Annotated in this window: 18 protein-coding genes and 1 tRNA gene; 2 read left to right on the forward strand and 17 right to left on the reverse strand. The window is 63.4% G+C overall.

Annotated features, from left to right (window positions below; translation table 11 throughout):
• Nucleotides 1-107: 107 nt before the first annotated feature.
• The 16 genes from SD72_RS04535 to SD72_RS04620 form a co-directional block, all read right to left on the reverse strand.
• Complete coding sequence (locus SD72_RS04535; RefSeq protein ID WP_042543253.1) at nt 108-1820, reverse strand: long-chain-fatty-acid--CoA ligase; 1713 nt, start codon at nt 1818-1820, stop codon at nt 108-110.
• 47 nt (nt 1821-1867) lie between these two features.
• Nucleotides 1868-2104 (reverse strand): hypothetical protein, encoded by a 237-nt coding sequence (locus tag SD72_RS04540; protein ID WP_157000456.1) that lies wholly within the window; start codon nt 2102-2104, stop codon nt 1868-1870.
• A gap of 1056 nt (nt 2105-3160) precedes the next feature.
• Nucleotides 3161-3235: transfer RNA gene (locus SD72_RS04550), tRNA-Gln, on the reverse strand.
• 113 nt (nt 3236-3348) lie between these two features.
• Nucleotides 3349-4653, reverse strand: a complete 1305-nt coding sequence (locus tag SD72_RS04555) for a thymidine phosphorylase (RefSeq protein ID WP_042543256.1) — start codon at nt 4651-4653, stop codon at nt 3349-3351.
• 76 nt (nt 4654-4729) lie between these two features.
• A complete protein-coding gene (locus SD72_RS04560; RefSeq protein ID WP_042543257.1) occupies nt 4730-5131 on the reverse strand; it encodes a cytidine deaminase in 402 nt (133 codons plus the stop codon).
• A 4-nt stretch (nt 5132-5135) separates the two neighbouring features.
• Nucleotides 5136-6425, reverse strand: coding sequence for an ABC transporter permease (locus SD72_RS04565; protein WP_042543258.1), 1290 nt, complete (start codon nt 6423-6425; stop codon nt 5136-5138).
• Entirely contained in the window at nt 6422-7678 is a 1257-nt protein-coding gene (locus SD72_RS04570) for an ABC transporter permease (protein ID WP_042543259.1), read from the reverse strand. Before SD72_RS04570 ends, SD72_RS04565 begins: the two co-directional genes overlap by 4 nt.
• Nucleotides 7675-9189: an ABC transporter ATP-binding protein gene (locus SD72_RS04575; protein WP_042543260.1), complete on the reverse strand. Its 1515-nt coding sequence runs from the start codon at nt 9187-9189 to the stop codon at nt 7675-7677. Before SD72_RS04575 ends, SD72_RS04570 begins: the two co-directional genes overlap by 4 nt.
• 116 nt (nt 9190-9305) lie before the next feature.
• Complete coding sequence (locus SD72_RS04580; RefSeq protein WP_042543261.1) at nt 9306-10406, reverse strand: BMP family lipoprotein; 1101 nt, start codon at nt 10404-10406, stop codon at nt 9306-9308.
• Nucleotides 10407-10662: 256 nt separating this feature from the next.
• Nucleotides 10663-11307 (reverse strand): hypothetical protein, encoded by a 645-nt coding sequence (locus SD72_RS17665; RefSeq protein WP_232299643.1) that lies wholly within the window; start codon nt 11305-11307, stop codon nt 10663-10665.
• Nucleotides 11308-11428: 121 nt separating this feature from the next.
• A complete protein-coding gene (locus SD72_RS04590; RefSeq protein WP_157000458.1) occupies nt 11429-12346 on the reverse strand; it encodes a hypothetical protein in 918 nt (305 codons plus the stop codon).
• A 229-nt stretch (nt 12347-12575) separates the two neighbouring features.
• The gene (locus tag SD72_RS04600) at nt 12576-12872 is read right to left on the reverse strand and encodes a hypothetical protein (protein WP_042543265.1); all 297 of its coding nucleotides are present in this window, start codon (nt 12870-12872) and stop codon (nt 12576-12578) included.
• Entirely contained in the window at nt 12869-13201 is a 333-nt protein-coding gene (locus tag SD72_RS04605; protein WP_232299644.1) for an SAV_915 family protein, read from the reverse strand. Before SD72_RS04605 ends, SD72_RS04600 begins: the two co-directional genes overlap by 4 nt.
• A gap of 95 nt (nt 13202-13296) precedes the next feature.
• Nucleotides 13297-13479 (reverse strand): hypothetical protein, encoded by a 183-nt coding sequence (locus SD72_RS04610; RefSeq protein WP_042543266.1) that lies wholly within the window; start codon nt 13477-13479, stop codon nt 13297-13299.
• Nucleotides 13480-13603: 124 nt separating this feature from the next.
• Nucleotides 13604-14209, reverse strand: coding sequence for a hypothetical protein (locus tag SD72_RS04615; RefSeq protein WP_042543267.1), 606 nt, complete (start codon nt 14207-14209; stop codon nt 13604-13606).
• A gap of 251 nt (nt 14210-14460) precedes the next feature.
• Nucleotides 14461-15420, reverse strand: a complete 960-nt coding sequence (locus SD72_RS04620; RefSeq protein ID WP_042543268.1) for a Ppx/GppA phosphatase family protein — start codon at nt 15418-15420, stop codon at nt 14461-14463.
• A 159-nt stretch (nt 15421-15579) separates the two neighbouring features.
• Between SD72_RS04620 and SD72_RS04625 the strand changes: the two genes are divergently transcribed.
• On the forward strand, nt 15580-16692 hold the full coding sequence (locus SD72_RS04625; protein WP_042543269.1) for a Zn-dependent alcohol dehydrogenase: 1113 nt from the start codon (nt 15580-15582) through the stop codon (nt 16690-16692).
• Between the two features lie 12 nt (nt 16693-16704).
• On the opposite strand, the gene SD72_RS04630 is transcribed toward SD72_RS04625, so the two are convergent.
• Nucleotides 16705-18141: a PucR family transcriptional regulator gene (locus SD72_RS04630; protein ID WP_042543270.1), complete on the reverse strand. Its 1437-nt coding sequence runs from the start codon at nt 18139-18141 to the stop codon at nt 16705-16707.
• Nucleotides 18142-18280: 139 nt separating this feature from the next.
• On the opposite strand from SD72_RS04630, the gene SD72_RS04635 reads away from it, so the two are divergent.
• A complete protein-coding gene (locus SD72_RS04635; protein ID WP_042543271.1) occupies nt 18281-19393 on the forward strand; it encodes an alcohol dehydrogenase catalytic domain-containing protein in 1113 nt (370 codons plus the stop codon).
• Nucleotides 19394-19415 lie beyond the last annotated feature (22 nt).

A 19415-nucleotide genomic window follows, 5' to 3' on the forward strand; every position in this document is an offset into this window, starting at 1 on the left:
GGGTCGCCCGGGGTTCGTCACGCGAACTGTCGTTCGGTCAGGGACTCTTGGAGGCCCGCAATCTGGACGCCCCGCGGGCGCCACTGCGGCCCCGCCCTGGCCAGGTGTCACTGCTTGGTCAGCAGCAGCTCGCGCACTTCGCGGCGCAGCACCTTTCCGACCATCGATCGTGGCAGCTCGGGAACGAACTCAACCCGCTTCGGGACCTTGTACGCGGTGAGCCTGGTGCGGCAGAACGTGCGCACTGCCTCCGACTCGAGATGCGCACCGCTGCGGGTCACGATCGCAGCCGCGACCATCTCGGCCCCGTCTCCGCGCGGCAGTGACACGACCGCCGCGTCCTCGATGTCGGGGTGTGACAGCAGCACCTCTTCAACCTCGGAGGGTGACACGTTGAAGCCGCCGGTGATGATCAGCTCCTTCCGTCGGTCAACAACCGTCACAAACCCATCCGCTGAGACGGTCACGATGTCGCCGGTGCGCAGCCAGCCGTCTTGCAGCAGGGTTTCCGCGGTGTCTTCCGGGCGCTTCCAGTACCCTTTGAACACCTGCGGGCCCCTGAGCATGAGCTCCCCCGGCTCTCCAACACCAATCTCAACCGCCGGGTTGTCGGGGTCAACCACGCGAATCTCGGTGCTCGGAAACGGGACGCCAACGGACCCGGGCCGACGGGATGGGCCGGCGGGGTTTCCGAGCGCAACCGGCGAGGCTTCAGTCATGCCGTACCCCTCGACGAGTAGGCCCCCAGTGACCTCTTCCCAGCGCTGCACCGTCGAGACCGGCAGTGGCATTGCTCCCGAGATCGCGAACCGCACCGTCGAGAGATCGAGCTCCCCCTGAAGTGCCGCGCGCGCCAGCTGGTCATAGATGGGTGGCACCCCCGGCAGGAACGTCGGAGGCGAGTGCTTCGCAGCCTTCTTCACGAGGCCGACGTCAAACGTTGGGAACAGCACCAGGCGGGCACCGATACTCATCGCAAAGGTGAGACACAGGGTCAGCCCGTACGCATGGAACAGCGGCAGAACGCCGTAGAACACCTCGTCGCCCTCGCGCAGCCCCGGCAGCCATTCCCGGCCCTGCATCGCATTCGCACGCAGGTTCGCGTGGGTCAGGATCGCGCCCTTCGGCCTGCCCGTCGTCCCGCTGGTGTACTGCAGCACAGCAATGTCGTCGAGCTTCGGGCCCGCCACGCGCTTTGGCAGCCGCTTCCCCAGCAGCGACTCCCACGATCGCATCGCCTTCGAGGCGGGTCGCGCGGTGAGCTTCTTTCGCGCGGCACGCGCCGCCGGAACTGGCAGTCGAAGAGCGATCTGCTGCAGCGTTGGCATCTCTTTGGTCATGTTCACGGTGACGATGTGCTGCGGCCGCACATCCTCGGGCAGGCGATCGATCTTCTCGCTCGCAACATCCCAGACGATCGCGAGCGTTGCTTCGTGATCCTCAAATTGGTGGCGCAGTTCGCGTTCGGTGTACAGGGGGTTGTGTTCGACGACGACTGCGCCCAGCCGCAACACTGCATAGAACGCAACAACGTGCTGCGGGCAATTCGGGAGCACAAGCGCGACCCGGTCTCCTGCCCTCACCCCAAGCTTGCGCAGCCCCAAGGCGGCACGGTCGACTTGCTCGTACAGTTCTTTGTACTTCGTGGTGCGCCCGAAGAACTCAAGCGCGACGTGGTTCGGGAACCGCTGTGCGCTGGCCTTCAACGCTTCGGGGAGAGTCTGCTCCACCGGATCAATTTCGGGGCGAACGCCTTCGGCATAGGAAGTCAGCCATGGGCGCGAGTCATCTGCCCGGGCCCCGTCAAAAACTGCAGTCATGGTGTTGGCCGTCCTATCGTCGGTGTCACCCCAGCCTAGGCAGTGCCCTATCCGCGAGAGGGCATCCATCGTTCCCACCACAGCACGAAGCCACCAAACATGACTGCCAGATAGATGCCCGTCACCGGAATCCCCAACGGCAGGTCAACACCAAAGGGGTTCTTCGCGATGAAGCCCCCAATCGGATATGCGCCTACCGCACCGGTGATCACGCCGACAACAGCGGCGCGCGTCAACGCCCCGCCAGCACCCATCGGGAGTTTTCGGGCGAGGAGCCAAGGCAAGATCCCGATGGCACCAAGGACCGCCCCCCATCCCCGCGCACGGCAGGATGAACACCAGCATCCCCCACGCAACGGTCGCCGCCAATCCGTGACTATCGGTGATTCCCACGATGATCGTCTGCAGTGCCGCAGACAGCCCCGTGACGGCAGCACCGTATAGACACAGCCGGACCGCGGCCTGGGCAAACGTTTTTCTGGCCTGACTACTTGGCATCTTCACTGACAACCTTCGAGAAGTTTTTGGCCTGCTGGAGCCAAGTAAACTCGGCACCCGCAGGAGCCCCCAGTTGCAACGCGGGAATCAGCCTGCTGCGCATCAGCAACTCTTCAGAGCACAAACCAACCGTCTGGCTCCACTATCGAGAGCTCGAACACTTCCCCATCGCCGAACCCACGCGGGCTCCCTTCCGCTGGGAAGGGGAAGATCTTGTCCTGATGGGCTTTGAACAAATCCATCGAATCTCTCGCACTGTGCCCCGCCCCATTGGGTGTACTAGATGCTCCTTGTCGTAGGTGTAGGAGGGGTGCTGCTCCGCTGTCCGCTCACTGGGCCACTCACCCGGCGGAACATCCCAGGTAGCAGCGAGCACAGCTCGAAGCGCCACCAGAACCGAACTATCAACCGATTGTCGCCGCTCTGCCAAACTCAACAACCTGGATGCTGGCCATACGCCTACGCGAAATCTCCCGAATGCGAATTTGCTCTTCGGCAAGATGCGTGATTGCCTCAACCTCATCTGCGTACCGGCGGGGCGTCCGTGCCGCAGTCTCCGCCGCATCCACTTCTGCTCTCGTCTCGGTTCTTAACGCTTCTCCCCGTGCGGCGGCAGCCGCAGCGGAGAGTCCCGACCATGCGTCAGAGAAGACCCCCAACACACGTTCAAGTTCCGTCACCCCCGAGTCAAGCTCTCCGGCGTCCCGCTGCGCTGCGCGGCAAGACTGTTTAATGCCCCGGTCGCGCAAGCTCCGCTTCGTAGGGCGCATATATGCACGGCTCTAAGGAGCACTCGGCAGAAACGCAAAACCCCCGCTTTTCTCAAGAAAAGCGGGGGTTGATGGCTGGGATACCAGGACTCGAACCTAGAATGACGGTACCAGAAACCGTAGTGTTGCCAATTACACCATATCCCAAAGCGGAAATCCGCTACCCTTTCGGGCTGCGGCACCGAGAGATAACTATACCCGGCTCCAGCGCGGAATTCAAAATGCGGCACGCGCAGCGTGCAGTCCGCGCGCGCCGCGGCCTACCCCGTGATGTGTTCGCGCACGAGCGGGCCTGGCGCGTGAGCTCCGGGAGCAGCATCAGCATCAATTTCCCACGCCCCGTCGAGCGTCTCGAGCGCGCGCGGGAAGCGGGCTGCGTCCTCCGCCGAGAGCGTGAACAGCGGCTGCCCGGCAGTGACGGTGTCGCCTGGCTTCGCGTGGAGGTCGATCCCCGCGGAGTGGATCACCGGATCCTCCGCACGCGCGCGACCCGCCCCGAGGCGCCAAGCGGCGATGCCGAAGGGCAACCCCTCCAGCTTCGACATCACGCCGGACGTTGGCGCTGTGACGACGTGCGTCTCGCGGGCGACGGGGAGCTGCCCGTCGGGGTCGCCGCCCTGCGCCGCGATCATCGCGCGCCACGAGTCCATCGCGCGGCCGTCGTCCAACGCGGCGGCAACGTCGGCGTCTGGCTGGCCTGCGAGGGCGAGCATTTCGCGTGCGAGCGCGAGGGTGAGCTCGCGCACGTCGGCTGGGCCCCCACCAGCGAGGACCTCGACTGACTCGCGCACCTCGTTCGCGTTACCAATGGTGAACCCGAGCGGCACGTTCATGTCGGTGAGCAGCGCGGACGTGCGGACGCCGGAGTCGGTGCCGAGCGCGACCATCGTCTCAGCGAGCTCGCGGGCCATCGCGTAGTCCTGCATGAATGCGCCAGAGCCGAACTTCACGTCGAGCACGAGCGCGTCGGTGCCCTCGGCGATCTTCTTCGACATGATGCTCGATGCGATGAGCGGAATCGAGTCGACCGTGCCCGTGACATCGCGCAGCGCGTACAGCTTCTTGTCGGCGGGCGCGAGGCCGGAGCCCGCGGCGCAAATCACCGCACCAGCCTCGCCGTCGAGCTGCGCGAACATTTCCTCGTTGGACAGCGCTGCGCGCCACCCAGGGATCGCCTCGAGCTTGTCGAGGGTGCCCCCGGTGTGGCCGAGCCCGCGGCCGGAGAGCTGCGGCACGGCAACACCGAACGCGGCGACGAGCGGCGCGAGCGGCAGCGTAATCTTGTCCCCGACGCCGCCGGTTGAGTGCTTGTCGACGGTCGGTTTCGAAAGCCCGGCGAAGCTCATCCGCTCGCCCGAGTTGATCATCGCGTCGGTCAGAACGCGAATCTCATCGCGCACCATGCCTCGCTGGAAGATCGCCATCGCGAACGATGCCATCTGCGCGTCGGAGACGTAGCCGCGTGTGTACGCGTCAATCATCCACCTGAGCGCGGGTTCGGGAACCGCTCCCCCGTCACGCTTCGCGCGAATCACATCAACGGCGTCAAACGGCTCGACACTCATTCTGGGTCCCTTCGATGGTGGTGGATCTACGCCTGTGCCGCGAGCGTACTCGCGGCACAGGCGCTACACAACAACGCTACTCCGCGACGCGTGCGAGGTCCCTGGGGCCAAAGGCGTCGGGGAGCACCTCGTCGATGGTTCGAATACCGGAGACCGTCTCGAGGAGCATGCCCTCGGCTGAGTGTTCGTACAGCAGCTGACGGCACCTGCCGCACGGCATGATCGTTTCTTCGTTGCCGTTGACGCAAACAAACGCGACAAGCTTGCCGCCGCCACCCATGTGCAGGTCACCGACGAGCGCGCACTCCGCGCACAGCGTCAACCCGTACGAGGCGTTCTCAACGTTGCACCCGGAGACGATGCGCCCGGAGTCGGTGAGGGCGGCAGCCCCCACCGGATACTTCGAGTAGGGCACGTACGCGTGCGTAAGCGCGGCGATGGCCTGCTCGCGCAGCGCCGCCCAATCAATATCGGTCATTGCGCTATCCCTTGATGTAGGGCTTGCCGCTTGCGGCTGGCGCACGCGACTTGCCTGAGAACCCGACGACGGCGAGGATGGTCACGACGTAGGGCAGCATCGACATGAACTCCGACGGGATCGGTGACCCGAGGTTGTTCAGCAGCGTCTCGAGATTCTTCGTGAAGCCGAAGAGAAGCGCCGCGAGCGTCGCCTTCCACGGATCCCAGCCACCGAAGATGACCGCCGCGAGGGCGATGAAGCCGAGGCCTCCAGCCATCTCCTTGTCGAACGCTCCGACGGAGCCGAGTGTGAAGTAGGCGCCGCCGATACCGGCGATCGCGCCGGCGAGCAGCAGGTTCCAGAAGCGGGTCGGGTTGACCTTGATGCCGACGGTGTCGGCTGCTTGCGGGTGTTCGCCGACAGCGCGGAGGCGAAGGCCCCAGCGGCTCCGGTAGAGCGCCCACGTGACGAGCGGCACGATGATGTAGGCGAGGTAGACGATAAGAGTCTGGTTGAAGAACACCGGCCCGAGAACGGGGATCTCGCTGAGCCCTGGAATCGCCCAGCGCGGGAAGCGCGGCGGGGAGTTCAGGGTCGCGGCGTTCGGCTGCATGAGCGCGCCGTGAAGGAAGCTCGTGAGGCCAGTGATGAGCACGTTGAGCACGACACCGACGATGACCTGTGTCACCACGTACGTGATCGAGAAGACCGCGAGAATCGCTGCGACCAGCGCACCCGCGATGAGCGCCCCGAGCAGACCGGCAACATAGGAGCCGGTGATCGAGGCAACAAGTGCGCTCGTGAACGCAGCGAACAGGAACTGCGCCTCGATCGCCACATTCACAACGCCAGCGCGCTCACCGATGACGCCGCCGAGGGCACCAAAGATCAGTGGCACCGACAGCGACAGCGCGCCGAAAAGCAGCCCGGTGACGGGCACGATGCCGCCGGCAGCGGACCAGGTGAGGAAGAGGAAGATCCCGACGACCGCGAATACGACGGTGAACCAGAGCGGGATCTTCTTGTACTGGCGCGCGAACACGAAGGTCAGCACAGCCATAGCCGCGAGGATCAGCGCGCAGGCAATAACGGTGCTGGAGGTCGGCAGCGCGACGTCTGCGAGCTCAAGCGACTGCGTTCGGTCGCTGAGCCGGTACGTGCTCTCCCCCGAGCGTGCGCCAGGAAACGCGAGCACGAGCCCGATGAGCGCGACGACCGCAAAGGCAATCGGAGCCTTCATGCTGCGTGTCCGTACGACGCCGGACCCGTCGACGACGACCTGAGTACCGGTGAGTTCATGAACCGCGCTCATGCCGATGCCCCCTTCTGCTGGAGTGCGCGCACTCGGTCAAAACGCTTCAAGCCAAAGACTGTGCGCACGAGTGGTGGTGCCGCGATGAAGAGCACGATGAGCGCCTGCACGACGAGCACGATGTCGACCGGGATACCCTCGTTGATCTGCATCGTGAAGCTGCCGGCCTTGAGCGCGCCGAAGAGGAGCCCTGCTGCGACGACGCCCCAGGCGCGTGAGCGCCCGAGCAGCGCGACGGTGATGGCGTCGAACCCGATCCCAGCGTCGATGTGGCTACCGAAGCCGGTCGTGATCGTTCCCGCGACCTGGTTCGCGCCAGCGAGGCCGGCGAGGCCACCCGCGATGGCCATCGCGTAGAAAATAATCCGTTCGACTTTGATGCCGGACGCGCGAGCCGCATGCGGGTTTTCCCCGACGGCGCGCATGCGGAACCCAAGCGAGGAACGCTCCATGAGCCACCACACAAACAGCGCGGCAAGCAGCGCGGCGATGAACCCCCAGTGCGTGGTGAGTGGCGCTCCGAACAGCAGTGGGAACTTTGCGCTCTCCGGTGTCACCGGAGAAATCGGCTGGTTGCCTCCCGGCCGCATGAGGAGGCCGGGCGTCGAAAGCAGCCACGCGACGAAGTAGAACGCAACGAAGTTCAGCATGATCGTGAGGATCACTTCGTGTGCGCCCGTGCGTGCCTTGAGGAAGCCAACGATGCCACCCCAAATGGCGCCGCCGGCGATACCAGCGATGACCACGAGCGGAAGGTGCAGCAGCAACGGCAGGTCGAGGCCGAACATCACGAAGCCCGCAGCTGCAGAGCCCATCAGCATCTGGCCGCGCCCACCAATGTTGAACAGCCCGACGCGGAACGCGAGCCCAACGCCGAGGCCGGCCATGATGAGCGGTGTTGCGAAGTTCAGGGTGTCTGAGAGCGGTTTGATCGCTCGCAGGAACGTTGGTGCTTCATAGTTGAAGATCGAGCCACGGAAGAGCGCGGCGTAGCCGCCAGCTACGGCGTCCCACACTGCGGCGAAGGTGTCTCCAGGGCGCTGGAAGAAATACCCGAGCGCGTCAACAACTTCGGGGGCGGTGAACGCAATGAGCAGGCCACCGATGAGCATCGACAGCACAATCGCGAGCACCGTGGTGGTCACCGAGCTCGACAGGAGCTCAGAGATGAGCCGGTTCTGGTGCGGCTGCTCGGTGGACTTGCGTTCGTTTCCCGCGGGCGTACCGGGTGTCTCTAGGGTCGGTGCGCTCACGCCGCAACTCCTTCTGGGGTTTCGCCGGCCATCATGAGGCCGAGGGTTTCGCGCGATGCGTTTCCGGGGACGATGCCGATGATCGCGCCCTTGTACATCACCGCGATGCGGTCGGCGAGCGCCGACACTTCGTCAAGTTCCGTAGAGACGAGCACGACCGGAACTCCGGCGTCACGCGCCTCAACGATGCGCGTGTGAATGAACTCGATCGACCCGACGTCGACACCGCGCGTCGGCTGCGATGCAACGAGAAGATTCAGGCTGCGGCTGAGCTCGCGCGCGATGACGACTTTCTGCTGGTTGCCACCAGAGAGACTGCCTGCTGGGGCGCTTGCGCCCTGAGTGCGAATGTCGTACTCCGTGATCTTTGCCTCAGCGAAGTCGTTGAGTGCACCGCGCCGGATAGTTCCCGCGCGCACAAACTCGGCGTCGCTCGTCCGGTTCAGCATCAGGTTCTCGGCGACCGAGAATGATCCGACAAGACCGTCCTCGATGCGATCCTCAGGTACGAAACCCACTCCCGCATCGATAATCTGCTTGACCTGCTTGCCAATGAGCGTCTCGCCGTTGAGCGAGATTTCTCCCGTGGTGACCGTTTGCAGACCAACGAGCGATTCCGCGAGCTCGGTTTGGCCGTTTCCCTGCACGCCGGCGATCGCAAGGATCTCCCCCGGGCGCACTTCGAGGCTCACACGATCCACAACGATGTGGCCCGTGCTGTCTGCGATGGTGAGATCACTAATCTTCAGGCCGCCGTCGCCGAGCTTCGGGGCTTCCTTCTGCACCGTCAGCTCGACAGCGCGGCCAACCATGAGCGAGGCAAGTTCGTTGGTTGAGGACTCAGGCGAGGCCTCGGCGACGACCTTGCCAAGGCGGATCACGGTGATCCGGTCTGCAACCTCACGAACTTCACGCAGCTTGTGCGTGATGAACACGATCGCCGTGCCTTCATCGCGCAACTGGCGCATAATCTGCATGAGCTCGTCAGTCTCTTGCGGAGTGAGCACTGCTGTGGGCTCGTCAAACACGAGTACCTTCGCATCGCGCGACAGCGCCTTAATGATCTCGACACGCTGCTGCACTCCGACCGGCAGGTCTTCGACGACCGCGTCGGGATCTACCTCGAACCCAAACCGGTCAGCGACTTCCTGCACGTGGGCGCGGGCGCTGGCAAGGTCGAGTGCACCACCAAACTTGGTGTTTTCGTGACCGAGCATCACGTTCTCCGCCACGGTGAACACCGGGACGAGCATGAAGTGCTGGTGCACCATACCGATGCCTGCGGCCATCGCGTCGCCGGGCCCGCGGAAGTGTCTCGCCTCGCCGTCGACGACGATCTCGCCCTCGTCCGGCTGGTAGAGACCGTAGAGAACGTTCATCAGGGTGGATTTTCCGGCACCATTCTCGCCCAACAGGGCGTGAATTTCTCCGGGTCGCACCTCAAGGGAGATGCGGTCGTTCGCGGTAAATGATCCGAAGCGTTTCGTGATCCCGCGCAGTTCGAGCGTCATGCCGTAAATCTATCCAAGTTCAAGTGGTGTCGGTAGTGGGTGCCACATGGGCCGCGCATAAAAATAGCACGGGCCGTGACTCGGGAGCGCCGAGTCACCGGCCCGTGCCTAGTGCCTTACGGTGAGGAAGGCGACTCTGCGTCGATCGATCCGTCGATGATGCCAGCCTTGATCTCGTCAAGCTTCGTCGAGAGGTCAGCGGGAACCTTGTCCTCGAAGGAGTTGAACGAGGAGAGGCTCACGCCACCGTTCTCGAGCACACCAACGAAGGGCTTGGGGCTGAACTTGCCCTGCGCTGCTTCCATCGCAGCGTCGTACACAGCAACGTCCATGCTCTTCATGATGGAGGTGAGAAGGATGTCCTGGACCTTCGGGTCAGTCTCGAAGACGTTCGCGTCAACACCGATGAGCTTTGCGGAGTCTCCCGAGTCACGGATTGCCTCAGCAGCCGACTGGTAGATCGGCCCGCCAACGGGAAGCAGCACGTCAGCGCCCTGATCGAGCAGGCCCTGCGCCATCTGCTTCGCGGTGTCGTTCGCAGCGAACTCGCCGGTGAACTGGCCGTCCTGCTTATCGAAGTCCCAGCCAAGGACCTTAACGTCCTTGCCGTTCTCCGAGTTGAAGTAGTCGACACCACGCTGGAAGCCGTCCATGAAGATGGTGACGGGCGGGATCTTGCCGCCGCCGAAGGTGCCGACAGTGCCGGACTCTGAAACCGCCGCGGCAGCGTAGCCGCCGAGGAACGCAGCCTGCGCCGTGTCGAACACGAGCGGCTTGATGTTCGGTGCGTCGGTCTCGCCGTCGAAGTCGTTGTCTGCCCAGTCATCGATGATGGCAAATTCGATGTCCGGGTTCGCCAGCGCAGCGTTCACGGTCGGCTCGGAGAGCATGAAGCCCACCGAGACGATGAAGGTACAGCCCGAGTCGACAAGACCGTTGAGGTTCGCAGCGTAGTCGCTCGCGCTCTTGGACTCGGTCTCGTTGAGCTTCACGTCGAGCTCTTCGGCAGCCTTAGTCAGGCCTTCGTAGCCGAGCTGGTTGAACGACTTGTCGTCGAAGCCGCCCTCGTCCGACACCATGCAGGGCTTAAAACCTGCAACGGCTTCAGCGCCGCCTTCGTTGCCAGCTTCAGGCGCCTGCCCACACGCAGCAAGGCCGAACACGAGGCCTGCTGCGGCGGTGACGCCGAGCATCTTCTTCGTAGTTGAGATGGTCAATGTATAACCCCCGTGGATGAGTGCCCGCGCCAGCCGCGGGCGATTATTAACTCATAGTGTATTCCTACAGCACGCCGACCCGTGACGAGCCCCAAACGCTCAAACAGATGCGTTTTCGATATGAAATTGGAGTTTAGCGACGCAAAGGCTCTCTGCTCGCTTGCCAGGTCGCACGAAACCGCAACGCTTGCCTGTGCTGCCTGAGCCTCAGCGAGCCGATCAGAGTGCAACGGGAGGCGGCTACTCCCCGGGGCACTCACGCCGGCGGTGCGTCCAGCTCAACAACACGCTCAAGGGCGGCGAGCGGATCCGCGAGCAGGTGACGATCTTCCGGGTGCGTGCGATAGTACTCGATCACCTCGGCCACGATCACCGGGTCAGACCCGAAATAGATCGGGTACAGCACGAAATTCGCTCCGCTCTCAAGTTCAAGCGACAACACGCTGTTTCTCCGGCGGTTCAGCAGAACTGGCGAAAGTAAATCGTCCCATTTAAGTTGCACCGCAGAAAGGCCGGTTCGGGAGCGGACCCCCTGCACCTCCACGACGAGACCTGCAGCAGGCACACCGCGGTGGAGCACAAAGCCGAGCAATCCCAGCCCGACAAGCACAAATCCAACTGGGTTCCCCAGAACTCCGCCGGATGCAGACGTAATTTGTCGTGCCCCCGGCAGGAGCCAGGCAATCACGAAAACTAAGGCCCCCGCAGTTATCGCCGATCCCGCGAGAATCCCCCAAAACCCTGCGAATCTGTGTGACGCAAATGCCAGCGGACCTCTACGCTGAATACGTACTCTCCCATCGATCACCTCCGCCACAATTTGCAGGATCCACACCGTCATCGCGAATACGCCGACCGCAAGCATCCCAAATGCGATGCGCGCTTCAGGTTGAGATGACACCCACACTGGTATAAGCATCAGCACTGCCAGGCATACGCCGAAAATCAGCGTGGCCCACCAGCTTTTCCGGCGTGAGGGAAACTGCGTCTGCTCACCGAGTAGTGGCACTCTGGGTTTCGCATTAACGTACAATGCGCTCCCCTACAAGATAGTCAAAGTCCAGGGCATCTACCGCTTCGCGAACATCCAGGGGAACCAATCTTTCCCAACCAAACTTGCTCAGCTCTCCCACCGCGTATCCCGCCGCCCCAATCACAACAGCAATACCAACCGGGGGGAGAGCAACAGATAGAGAACCGAGCGCTACCCCTGAAACGATCCCGCCACTCAAAGCACCAACGGCGCCAATCGACACGGACGTCCAAGAACCGCCGTTCGCAATTTCGATGCTTGCTGCAACTATCTCGATCGCTCCTCCACCGGCGCCCAGAAAAAGCTTCCCGGTCTTCATGAAGCGCACCTGCTCAGCAAGAGCATCGGCCTCCGCCCGAAGCTTTGCGGCATCAGTGGCCTGAGCAGGAATACGCACGGCCCTGTTGCCGGAGCGCCGCCGCTCAGCCAGCGAATCCCGGGCCACCTGCGCTTCCTTCAATCGTTGTTCGAAGACAGTCAAGTTCTCTGCCCATACTGCCCCTGAAAGAGCGACAGGGAAGCCTCTAATTGCTTCATTTCCCTTCTTGAGCGTTTCGAACGCCGCGGAAAGCGCGTCGAAGTCCGTCGCGCGCGCAATGAGGGGAAGCATGTGGTCAATGATCCAGTCCTCAAGATCGATCCACCAGGCTTCCACCTTCTCGCCGATCCGCTGAAACACTCGACCCGCTTCTGCATATTCGTCACCGGTCATGACGTCTACGCATTCCCCGTTCGGGCCGACCGCGTAGGGGTTCGGTGCACCTGGCGCTGCGATGTAGGTTTTCGGCGCCTCGGGCATATCGATGAGGTTGCCATTCACCAACAAACGCGCGGTCGCTGCTTCGTCCAGATAATCGGCGAAAGTAAGACGCCCACGCTCGATACGGCGCGCGTAAGCACGAAACACTGTTGCAGCGTCGGCGGCATATACATCTACAGGATCTGCAGCTGCGGCGATCGCGTCAGTGCTGTCGCGAAAGCCTCCCCACTCCGACCTTTCCAAAACTCAATTGACTCAGCTGAAGTCTTCTTTAACCGCTGCTGCAAGTCATTGCTCGGCACTGAGACCTTGTTATCCAACCAGGTCGCAAGCTCGAATACGCCACTCGGGTCGCCCTCAATCGTCACATCGATGCTCATTCACCGAACTCCGACCTCGTGAAATTGTCGAGTGCTTCTGCTACTTCCGATTCATCGACAAGTTGCCCATCGAGGGCGGCGCCAGCAACAACTCCAAGCGCTTGCGAGGCATCGGCTGCGAGCTGTGCAGCTTCGATGGCCAAGCGCGTAATAATCGAGATCTCCCCACTCGCTAAACCACCGTCAAAACTTGAGGAAAAACCACCGAGTCCATCCGCCGACTCGGTTGCAAACTCGCCATTCTTCTTGAGGAGTTCCGAAATCATCTCGGCGTCAATTTCGATTTGACTCATAGCAGTTTCCCCCCGACGCGCAGCTGCGGAGCAATCTCCGGATCAAATGCCACAACATCGAACTTGTGCTCGGATTTAAGCTCAGCCAGGGCTTCAATTCCAACGAGACTCCACGGCTGCTCTTCGCCGCACTGAAGAGCCAAACGGTCAAGGGCAGTGTAAGCCAGCAGAGCACGTCGTCCATCGGGAAGTTCCCGCAGATCTGCGCCGCTAGTCCCGTCATCCGACATCCGCATCGGGAGGTAGAGCACTGGTGGGATCAGCTTTCCGGCATCCCGGAATTGTGAGGTCTGGTACACAGGGGCGTCAGCATGGACACTAAGGTTCATTTTTTCACACTACCACCTGCGGTACATGAGTTGAGCCCTCACCATCCTAATGCCTGAGAAGGCGACCTCAGGGCCCCGAGAGCCATCCTCACACCCTACTCTGCGTCAGGGATTGGATCCGCACCGCGCCCGTCGAGCGCGTCGATGTAGCGCAGCACGATCCCCTCGCGCAGCGCCCACGGCGAGATCGTGAGCGTCGACACGTTAAACACCTTCATCGCGGTGCGCAGCACGACCGCGTTCCCAGAAATGGTTGCGATTCCGATATGAAAACGCATCAACTGCGCTCAAAAGCTACGCACATCCCCCAAATGTCGCGCGAAACCGCAACGCAGGTAAGTGCTGCCCGCTCCTCTGCGAGTCGATCGGCGGCGCAGCGCAACGGGGCAGCTCCCCCGGCACTCACGCCGTCGGTGCGTCCAGCTCAACAACACGCTCAAGGGCGGCGAGCGGATCCGCGAGCAGGTGACGATCTTCCGGGTGCGTGCGATAGTACTCGATCACCTCGGCCACGATCACCGGGTCAGACCCGAAATAGATCGGGTACACAATGTGCGCACCGCCGGAGGTATCTGCGAGCCCCAGCACCGGGTTCTTGCTCAGCATATGAATCTCGGGAGGCAGCAGCTCGTCCCAAGGCAGAAAGAGACGCGACAGCCCCTTTCGAGTGCGCACTCCGTCGGTATGCAGTTCGATACCAACAGGAGGCACCCCGCGGTGGAAGGGGTACACGACGAGAACACAAAGCGCGAGGCCGAGAAATATCTCCCGAAACGAAAGCGCCCGCAGGCTACCGCCGAGCGAGGTCGGCGAGCCCACGATTAGCGCGAGCAGCGTCAGCCCTGCCATCGCGCACAGCACCATGATTATCGCCCATACGCCCAGGAACCGATCCGAGGCGAACCGAATCGCTCCATCCCCTCGAATTCCAATTCGCCCGGGGTATGCCGCAAAGCCTGCGCGGATAAGCCAGGCCAGAAGGGCGATGAACCAGCAAACCGCGAGCACCGCAATAGTCCTTCCAACAACGGAAGTCGCTAGAGCCCAAAAGAGCGCCCCTAGGCTCAGCAGGAGGCCGCTACCAACCCACAACATCGGCCTTCCGGCTGTCGGTCGTTGATAGTTGCTGGGAAGCACAATGTGTTGCTGGCCAAGATCAGCTGAGTACCGTCGCACACTACCCAAATACATAGTCGGAGTCCCTTGCATCCAGAGCTTCAGAACGCCCGCATCCTGGCACAAACTGGCGGCGCAGCCCCCTAGCTGTCCTCTGTGACAGGGTCGGTGCCGCGCCCGTCGAGCGCGTCGATGTAGCGCAGCACGATGCCCTCGCGCAGCGCCCACGGCGAGATCGTGAGCGTCGACACGTCAAACACCTTCATCGCGGTGCGCAGCACGACCGCGCCGGCCATGATCTGATAGCCGCGCTCGGGGGTGATGCCGGGCAGGTACTCGCGCACCGAGCCAGGCATGTCACGCAGCGTCGGCTCCCACTCGCGCAGGCCCGCGTAGTGCAGCTCCGCGAGATCGCCGGTCGCCGGGTCGGGTGGCCCGCCGATGAGCCTGGCGAGCGAGCGGATCGTCTTCGAGGTGCCGACGACACGCTTCGGCTTCGGCCGCCCCTTGAAAAACTCGTTGCGGGCCTGCGTGAACTCGGCTCGGGCGTGCGCCCGCAGTCGGGAGATTCCCTCCGCGGTCGGCGGATCCTCGGGCAGGTACATGATCGTCGAGCGTCCGGCGCCGAGCGGTAGCGACACCTGCACGTCGGGATACTCGTCGGCACCCTGGGCGATCTCGAACGAGCCTCCACCGATGTCGAACAGCAGAATCTCGCCTGCCGACCAGCCGAGCCAGCGCCGCACCGCAAGCATCGTGATCCGTGCTTCATCCTCACCCGAAAGCACATCGAGCCGCAGCCCCGTCTCGCCTTCAATGCGCGCGAGCACCTCCTCACCGTTCGCTGCCTCACGAATTGCTGAGGTCGCGGTCGCGAGCAGGTCGTCGACACCGATCTCCTGCACGGTCGCTACCGCTTCAGCGATAGCCGCGATGATCCGGGTGACGCCCTCCTCGGTGATCGCCCCGTCGTCGTCGAGGTACCGCATAAGCCGCAGCGTCGACCGCTGGGAGTGGTAGGGGTTCGGGCTCGCACCGGGGTGCGCGTCAACCACGAGGAGATGAACAGTATTCGAACCTACATCGATGACTCCGAGTCGCATGAGCAAGAGTCTATTGCGTCGCGGCCCCTCACAGCCCCCACCAATGCTTCACCACACTCAGCACATCACAGGTGAACATTCGTCGCCTATCGTCTACGCTTGCGGTGTCAGCGCCCGGGAACGAACCTGCGGAGCCGGGCCTCAACGGAGAGGAACATCATGAAAGCTGTCGTCTTTCGAGACCCAGAGACACCAGTTTCGGTGACGGAAGTCTCACTCGCACCACCCAAGGCTGGAGAGGTGCGCGTGCGGATCTCCGCGGCGGGCGTCTGCCATTCCGATCTCCACGTTCAGCGGGGAGACTGGGAGGTACCCGCTCCGCTCGTCATGGGCCACGAGGGCTCAGGGGTAGTGACCGAGCTCGGAGAGGGGGTCACGTCGCTCGCAGTTGGTGACCATGTTGTGCTGTGCTGGGTGCCGCCGTGCGGCGAGTGCAGACACTGCCTGCGCGGGGAAGAGTCGAACTGCGAACGCGTTACTACGGTGATCAATGCCAAGGGCACACTGTTCGACGAGACTTCCCGACTCAGCGCACGCGGCGCAGCCGGCGAAGACGAGACTCTCCATCATTTTCTCGGCGTCTCAGCCTTCGCGGAGGAAGCCGTCGTGCCTGCCTCCGGCGCGATACGGGTTCGCCCGGACGCTCCGCTGGATGTGATCGCCGTAGTCGGCTGCGCTGTCGCAACCGGGATTGGCGCGGTGACCAACACTGCGGATGTACAACCGGGGTCCACGGTTGTTGTGATCGGCTGCGGCGGTGTCGGTCTGAACATTGTCCAGGGGGCGAAGCTTGCCGGCGCAGCGAGCATCATCGCCGTTGATGTGCTCGACGACAAGCTCGACATCGCCAAGCAGTTCGGGGCGACCCACACGGTCAATGCCTCGGCGGGAGACGCCATTGAGCAGGTCTTTGCGGTTGCGCCAGTCGGCGCCGACTACGCTTTCGATGGCATCGGCCGTCCGGCGACGACCGAACAGGCGATCGCCATGCTCGGTATTGGCGGAACAGCAGTGGTTGTCGGCCTTCCGCGCGACGGCGAGACCGCAGCGTTTCAACCGCTCATCCTCGCGCTTGCCGGTCAGCGAATACTGGGATCGCACTACGGTTCGGTTCGCCCCGCAATTGACATCCCTGCGCTCGTCGATCGGTATATGGCTGGCGAAATCTTGCTCGAAGAACTCATTTCAGGGCGCCGCGGACTCGACGATGCGGCTGCGGCGCTCGAGGACCTCTCGTCTGGGAGCGTGTTGCGCACCCTGCTGGTCCCATAGTCGAAGCTGAGCTCACCGGCCGAGCGCACGCAGCGCGAGCCATGCGGCAGCACGGTCGTCTGGGCGGCTCATTGAGAGGCCGGTGAGCTCTTCAACGCGGTGGATCCTGCTGACCAGCGTTTGGCGGTGGATCCCGAGCTTCGCTGCGCTCGCCCGGTGCGCACCGTGCTCGGCAAGGAAGACGTGCAGGGTTTCGAGCAGTTCGCCGTGCGCACCGAGCTCGTCTCGCAGCTCATCAAGGATTCCGCCAAGCTGCGTGCGCTGATCGCCCGAGATCGCGTCCAACACGAAGTCGACGGTTGGCAGTTCCGCGTAGCGTTGCACGGCGGCCCCGCCCTCCGCTGCGGCATCGAACGCCTGCCGCGCCTGCACTGCGCTCCGCCCGAGCGCGTCAACCGCTGCCGCGGTGCCAAGGCCGAGATGCAGGGTGCTCGCGCCTGGAGGCGCGAAGCTCGCGACACGCGAGGCAAGCTCCCCCGCCAGCTGCTCTGGTAGAAACCCACGAACACGGCCAGGATCCGCCACGAAGAGGTACTCGATTCCCAGCTCGTCGAGCCAGCGCTCCACCAGCCGTTCGAGGTCGACGGTGCGGGTTCGTGATCCGAGGACAAACGCCGTGAGCTCCACCTCTCGCACGCCCCAGCGGCTCAGCAGCACTGCGGCCTCGCGACCACCCGCCTCCAGAATATCGAGCAGCGCTTCACGCCCCAGATGCTCGGTCAGCGACGGGTTCCGCGTGCGCAGCACCAGGTCGAAGAGCGCTGCCGCCTGCGAGGCGAGGTCGCGGATCCGGCCTGTCGCACTCGACCGTGAGGCGACCACCAGATAGCCGGTGAAGTCGAGATCTGAGCCAACCTGGTGTGTCTGCAGCCCGGGGTGGCGCACCCGCACAGGGGTGCCGAGGGCGACGGCTTTTGCATCGTCGAGGTGCAGCCGGCCTGCACCGGCGCTCGCGATGAGCTGCCCGTGTGCGTCGAGCAGCACGGCCCAGCCGTCGATGCGGTGCGCAAGCTCCGCCATCACGGCTGTCGCTCCCCCACGCCTCGCAACCTGCGTGAGCACGCGCGTCCCAGCGGTGACGAGCCGGTCTGCTGCTGCGCGATCGTCTGCGAGGAGGGCCGCGAGCCGCCAGTGCAGGGCGTCACCAGAAAGCGAAGCGCCGAGCACCGCACTCATGCCGTGGGCGGCAAGCGTCTTCCGTAGCCGCGGGGTGTCCTGGTCGCTCACGAACACGGCCCGAGCGGTGACGGCTGCCGCCTCGCTCCCCTGTGCGAATCGAGCGGAGAGATCGTCGACTGACCCTGTCACGAGCGTCGCGAACTCTGCGCTGGCCACCACGACATACTCGCCAACACGCGCAAGGCCCTCGCACGAGGTGTGGTCGGCGATGCCGAAGTCGAGATAACTCCCCCCAACGACGCGGGTCACCGTACGCAGATCGAAACTCATGCCCAAATCGTACCAACTGTCGAGACGCGTCTCACAGAATCATCATTTGGTGCAGTGACATGCGGTTCCAAACGTACTTACACTCACTGAGTTGAACATTTGCGCCCAAGCGTGCGCACCCCAATGGAGGAGGAACAACATGAAAGCAGTCGTGTTCCGGGAGCCTGGCACCCGAGTCGCCGTCGCCGATGTGACGCTCGCACCGCCCAAGGCCGGTGAGGTTCGTGTGAAGATCGCCGCGGCCGGAGTGTGCCACTCTGACCTGCACGTCAAGCGTGGCGAGTGGGAAGCCCCCGCGCCGATGGTGATGGGTCACGAAGGCTCAGGAGTGGTACTCGAACTCGGTGAGGGCGTCACGTCGCTCGCCGTCGGAGACCACGTCGTGCTGAGCTGGGTGCCGCCGTGCGGCGAATGCCGCTACTGCCTGCAGGGCCATGAGGCGCGCTGCCAGAAGGTGGCTCAGGTCATCAACGCGAAGGGTTCGCTCTTCGACGGCACCTCACGGCTGAGCATTACGCAGGCTGATGATGAGGGCGAGGCACTGCACCACTACCTCGGCGTCTCCTCCTTCGCCGAGGAGGTCGTTGTGCCGGCGTCAGGAGCGATCAAGGTGCGCGATGACGCACCACTCGATGTCATCGCCGTCGTCGGCTGCGCCGTTGCCACTGGTGTTGGCGCTGTGATGAACACCGCAGCGGTTGAGCCCGGCGCGACGGTCGCCGTCATCGGCTGCGGCGGAGTCGGACTGAACGTCGTTCAGGGAGCCAAGCTCGCCGGCGCCGAACGCATCATCGCGATCGATGTCGTACCCGAGAAGACCGACATGGCGATGCAGTTCGGTGCTACGGACCGCATCGACGCGTCAGAAGGCAACGCTGTCGAACAGCTCTTCGCCCTCATCCCGGACGGCGTTGACTACGCATTCGATGCGATCGGCCGCACCGTCACCACCGAGCAGGCGATTCAGATGCTCGGCCTCGGCGGCGCAGCGGTCATCGTTGGGCTGCCGCCGACCGGCGCAAAGGCATCGTTCGAGCCACTCGTGCTCGCAGAGGCGGATCAGCGCATCCTCGGATCCAACTACGGTTCTGTGCGCCCGTCGATCGATATCCCGGCGCTCGTCGACCGGTACATGGACGGTCAGCTGAAGCTCGATCCGCTCATCTCCGGCCGCCGTCCCCTCGACGAAGCCGCTGAAGCGCTCGACGACCTCGCCTCGGGCGGCGTGCTGCGCACGCTCCTCATCCCTTAACCCTCGTTTCACACTTCTCAAA

The sequence above is a fragment of the Leucobacter komagatae genome, from assembly GCF_000834055.1.
Lineage (GTDB): Bacteria > Actinomycetota > Actinomycetes > Actinomycetales > Microbacteriaceae > Leucobacter > Leucobacter komagatae_A.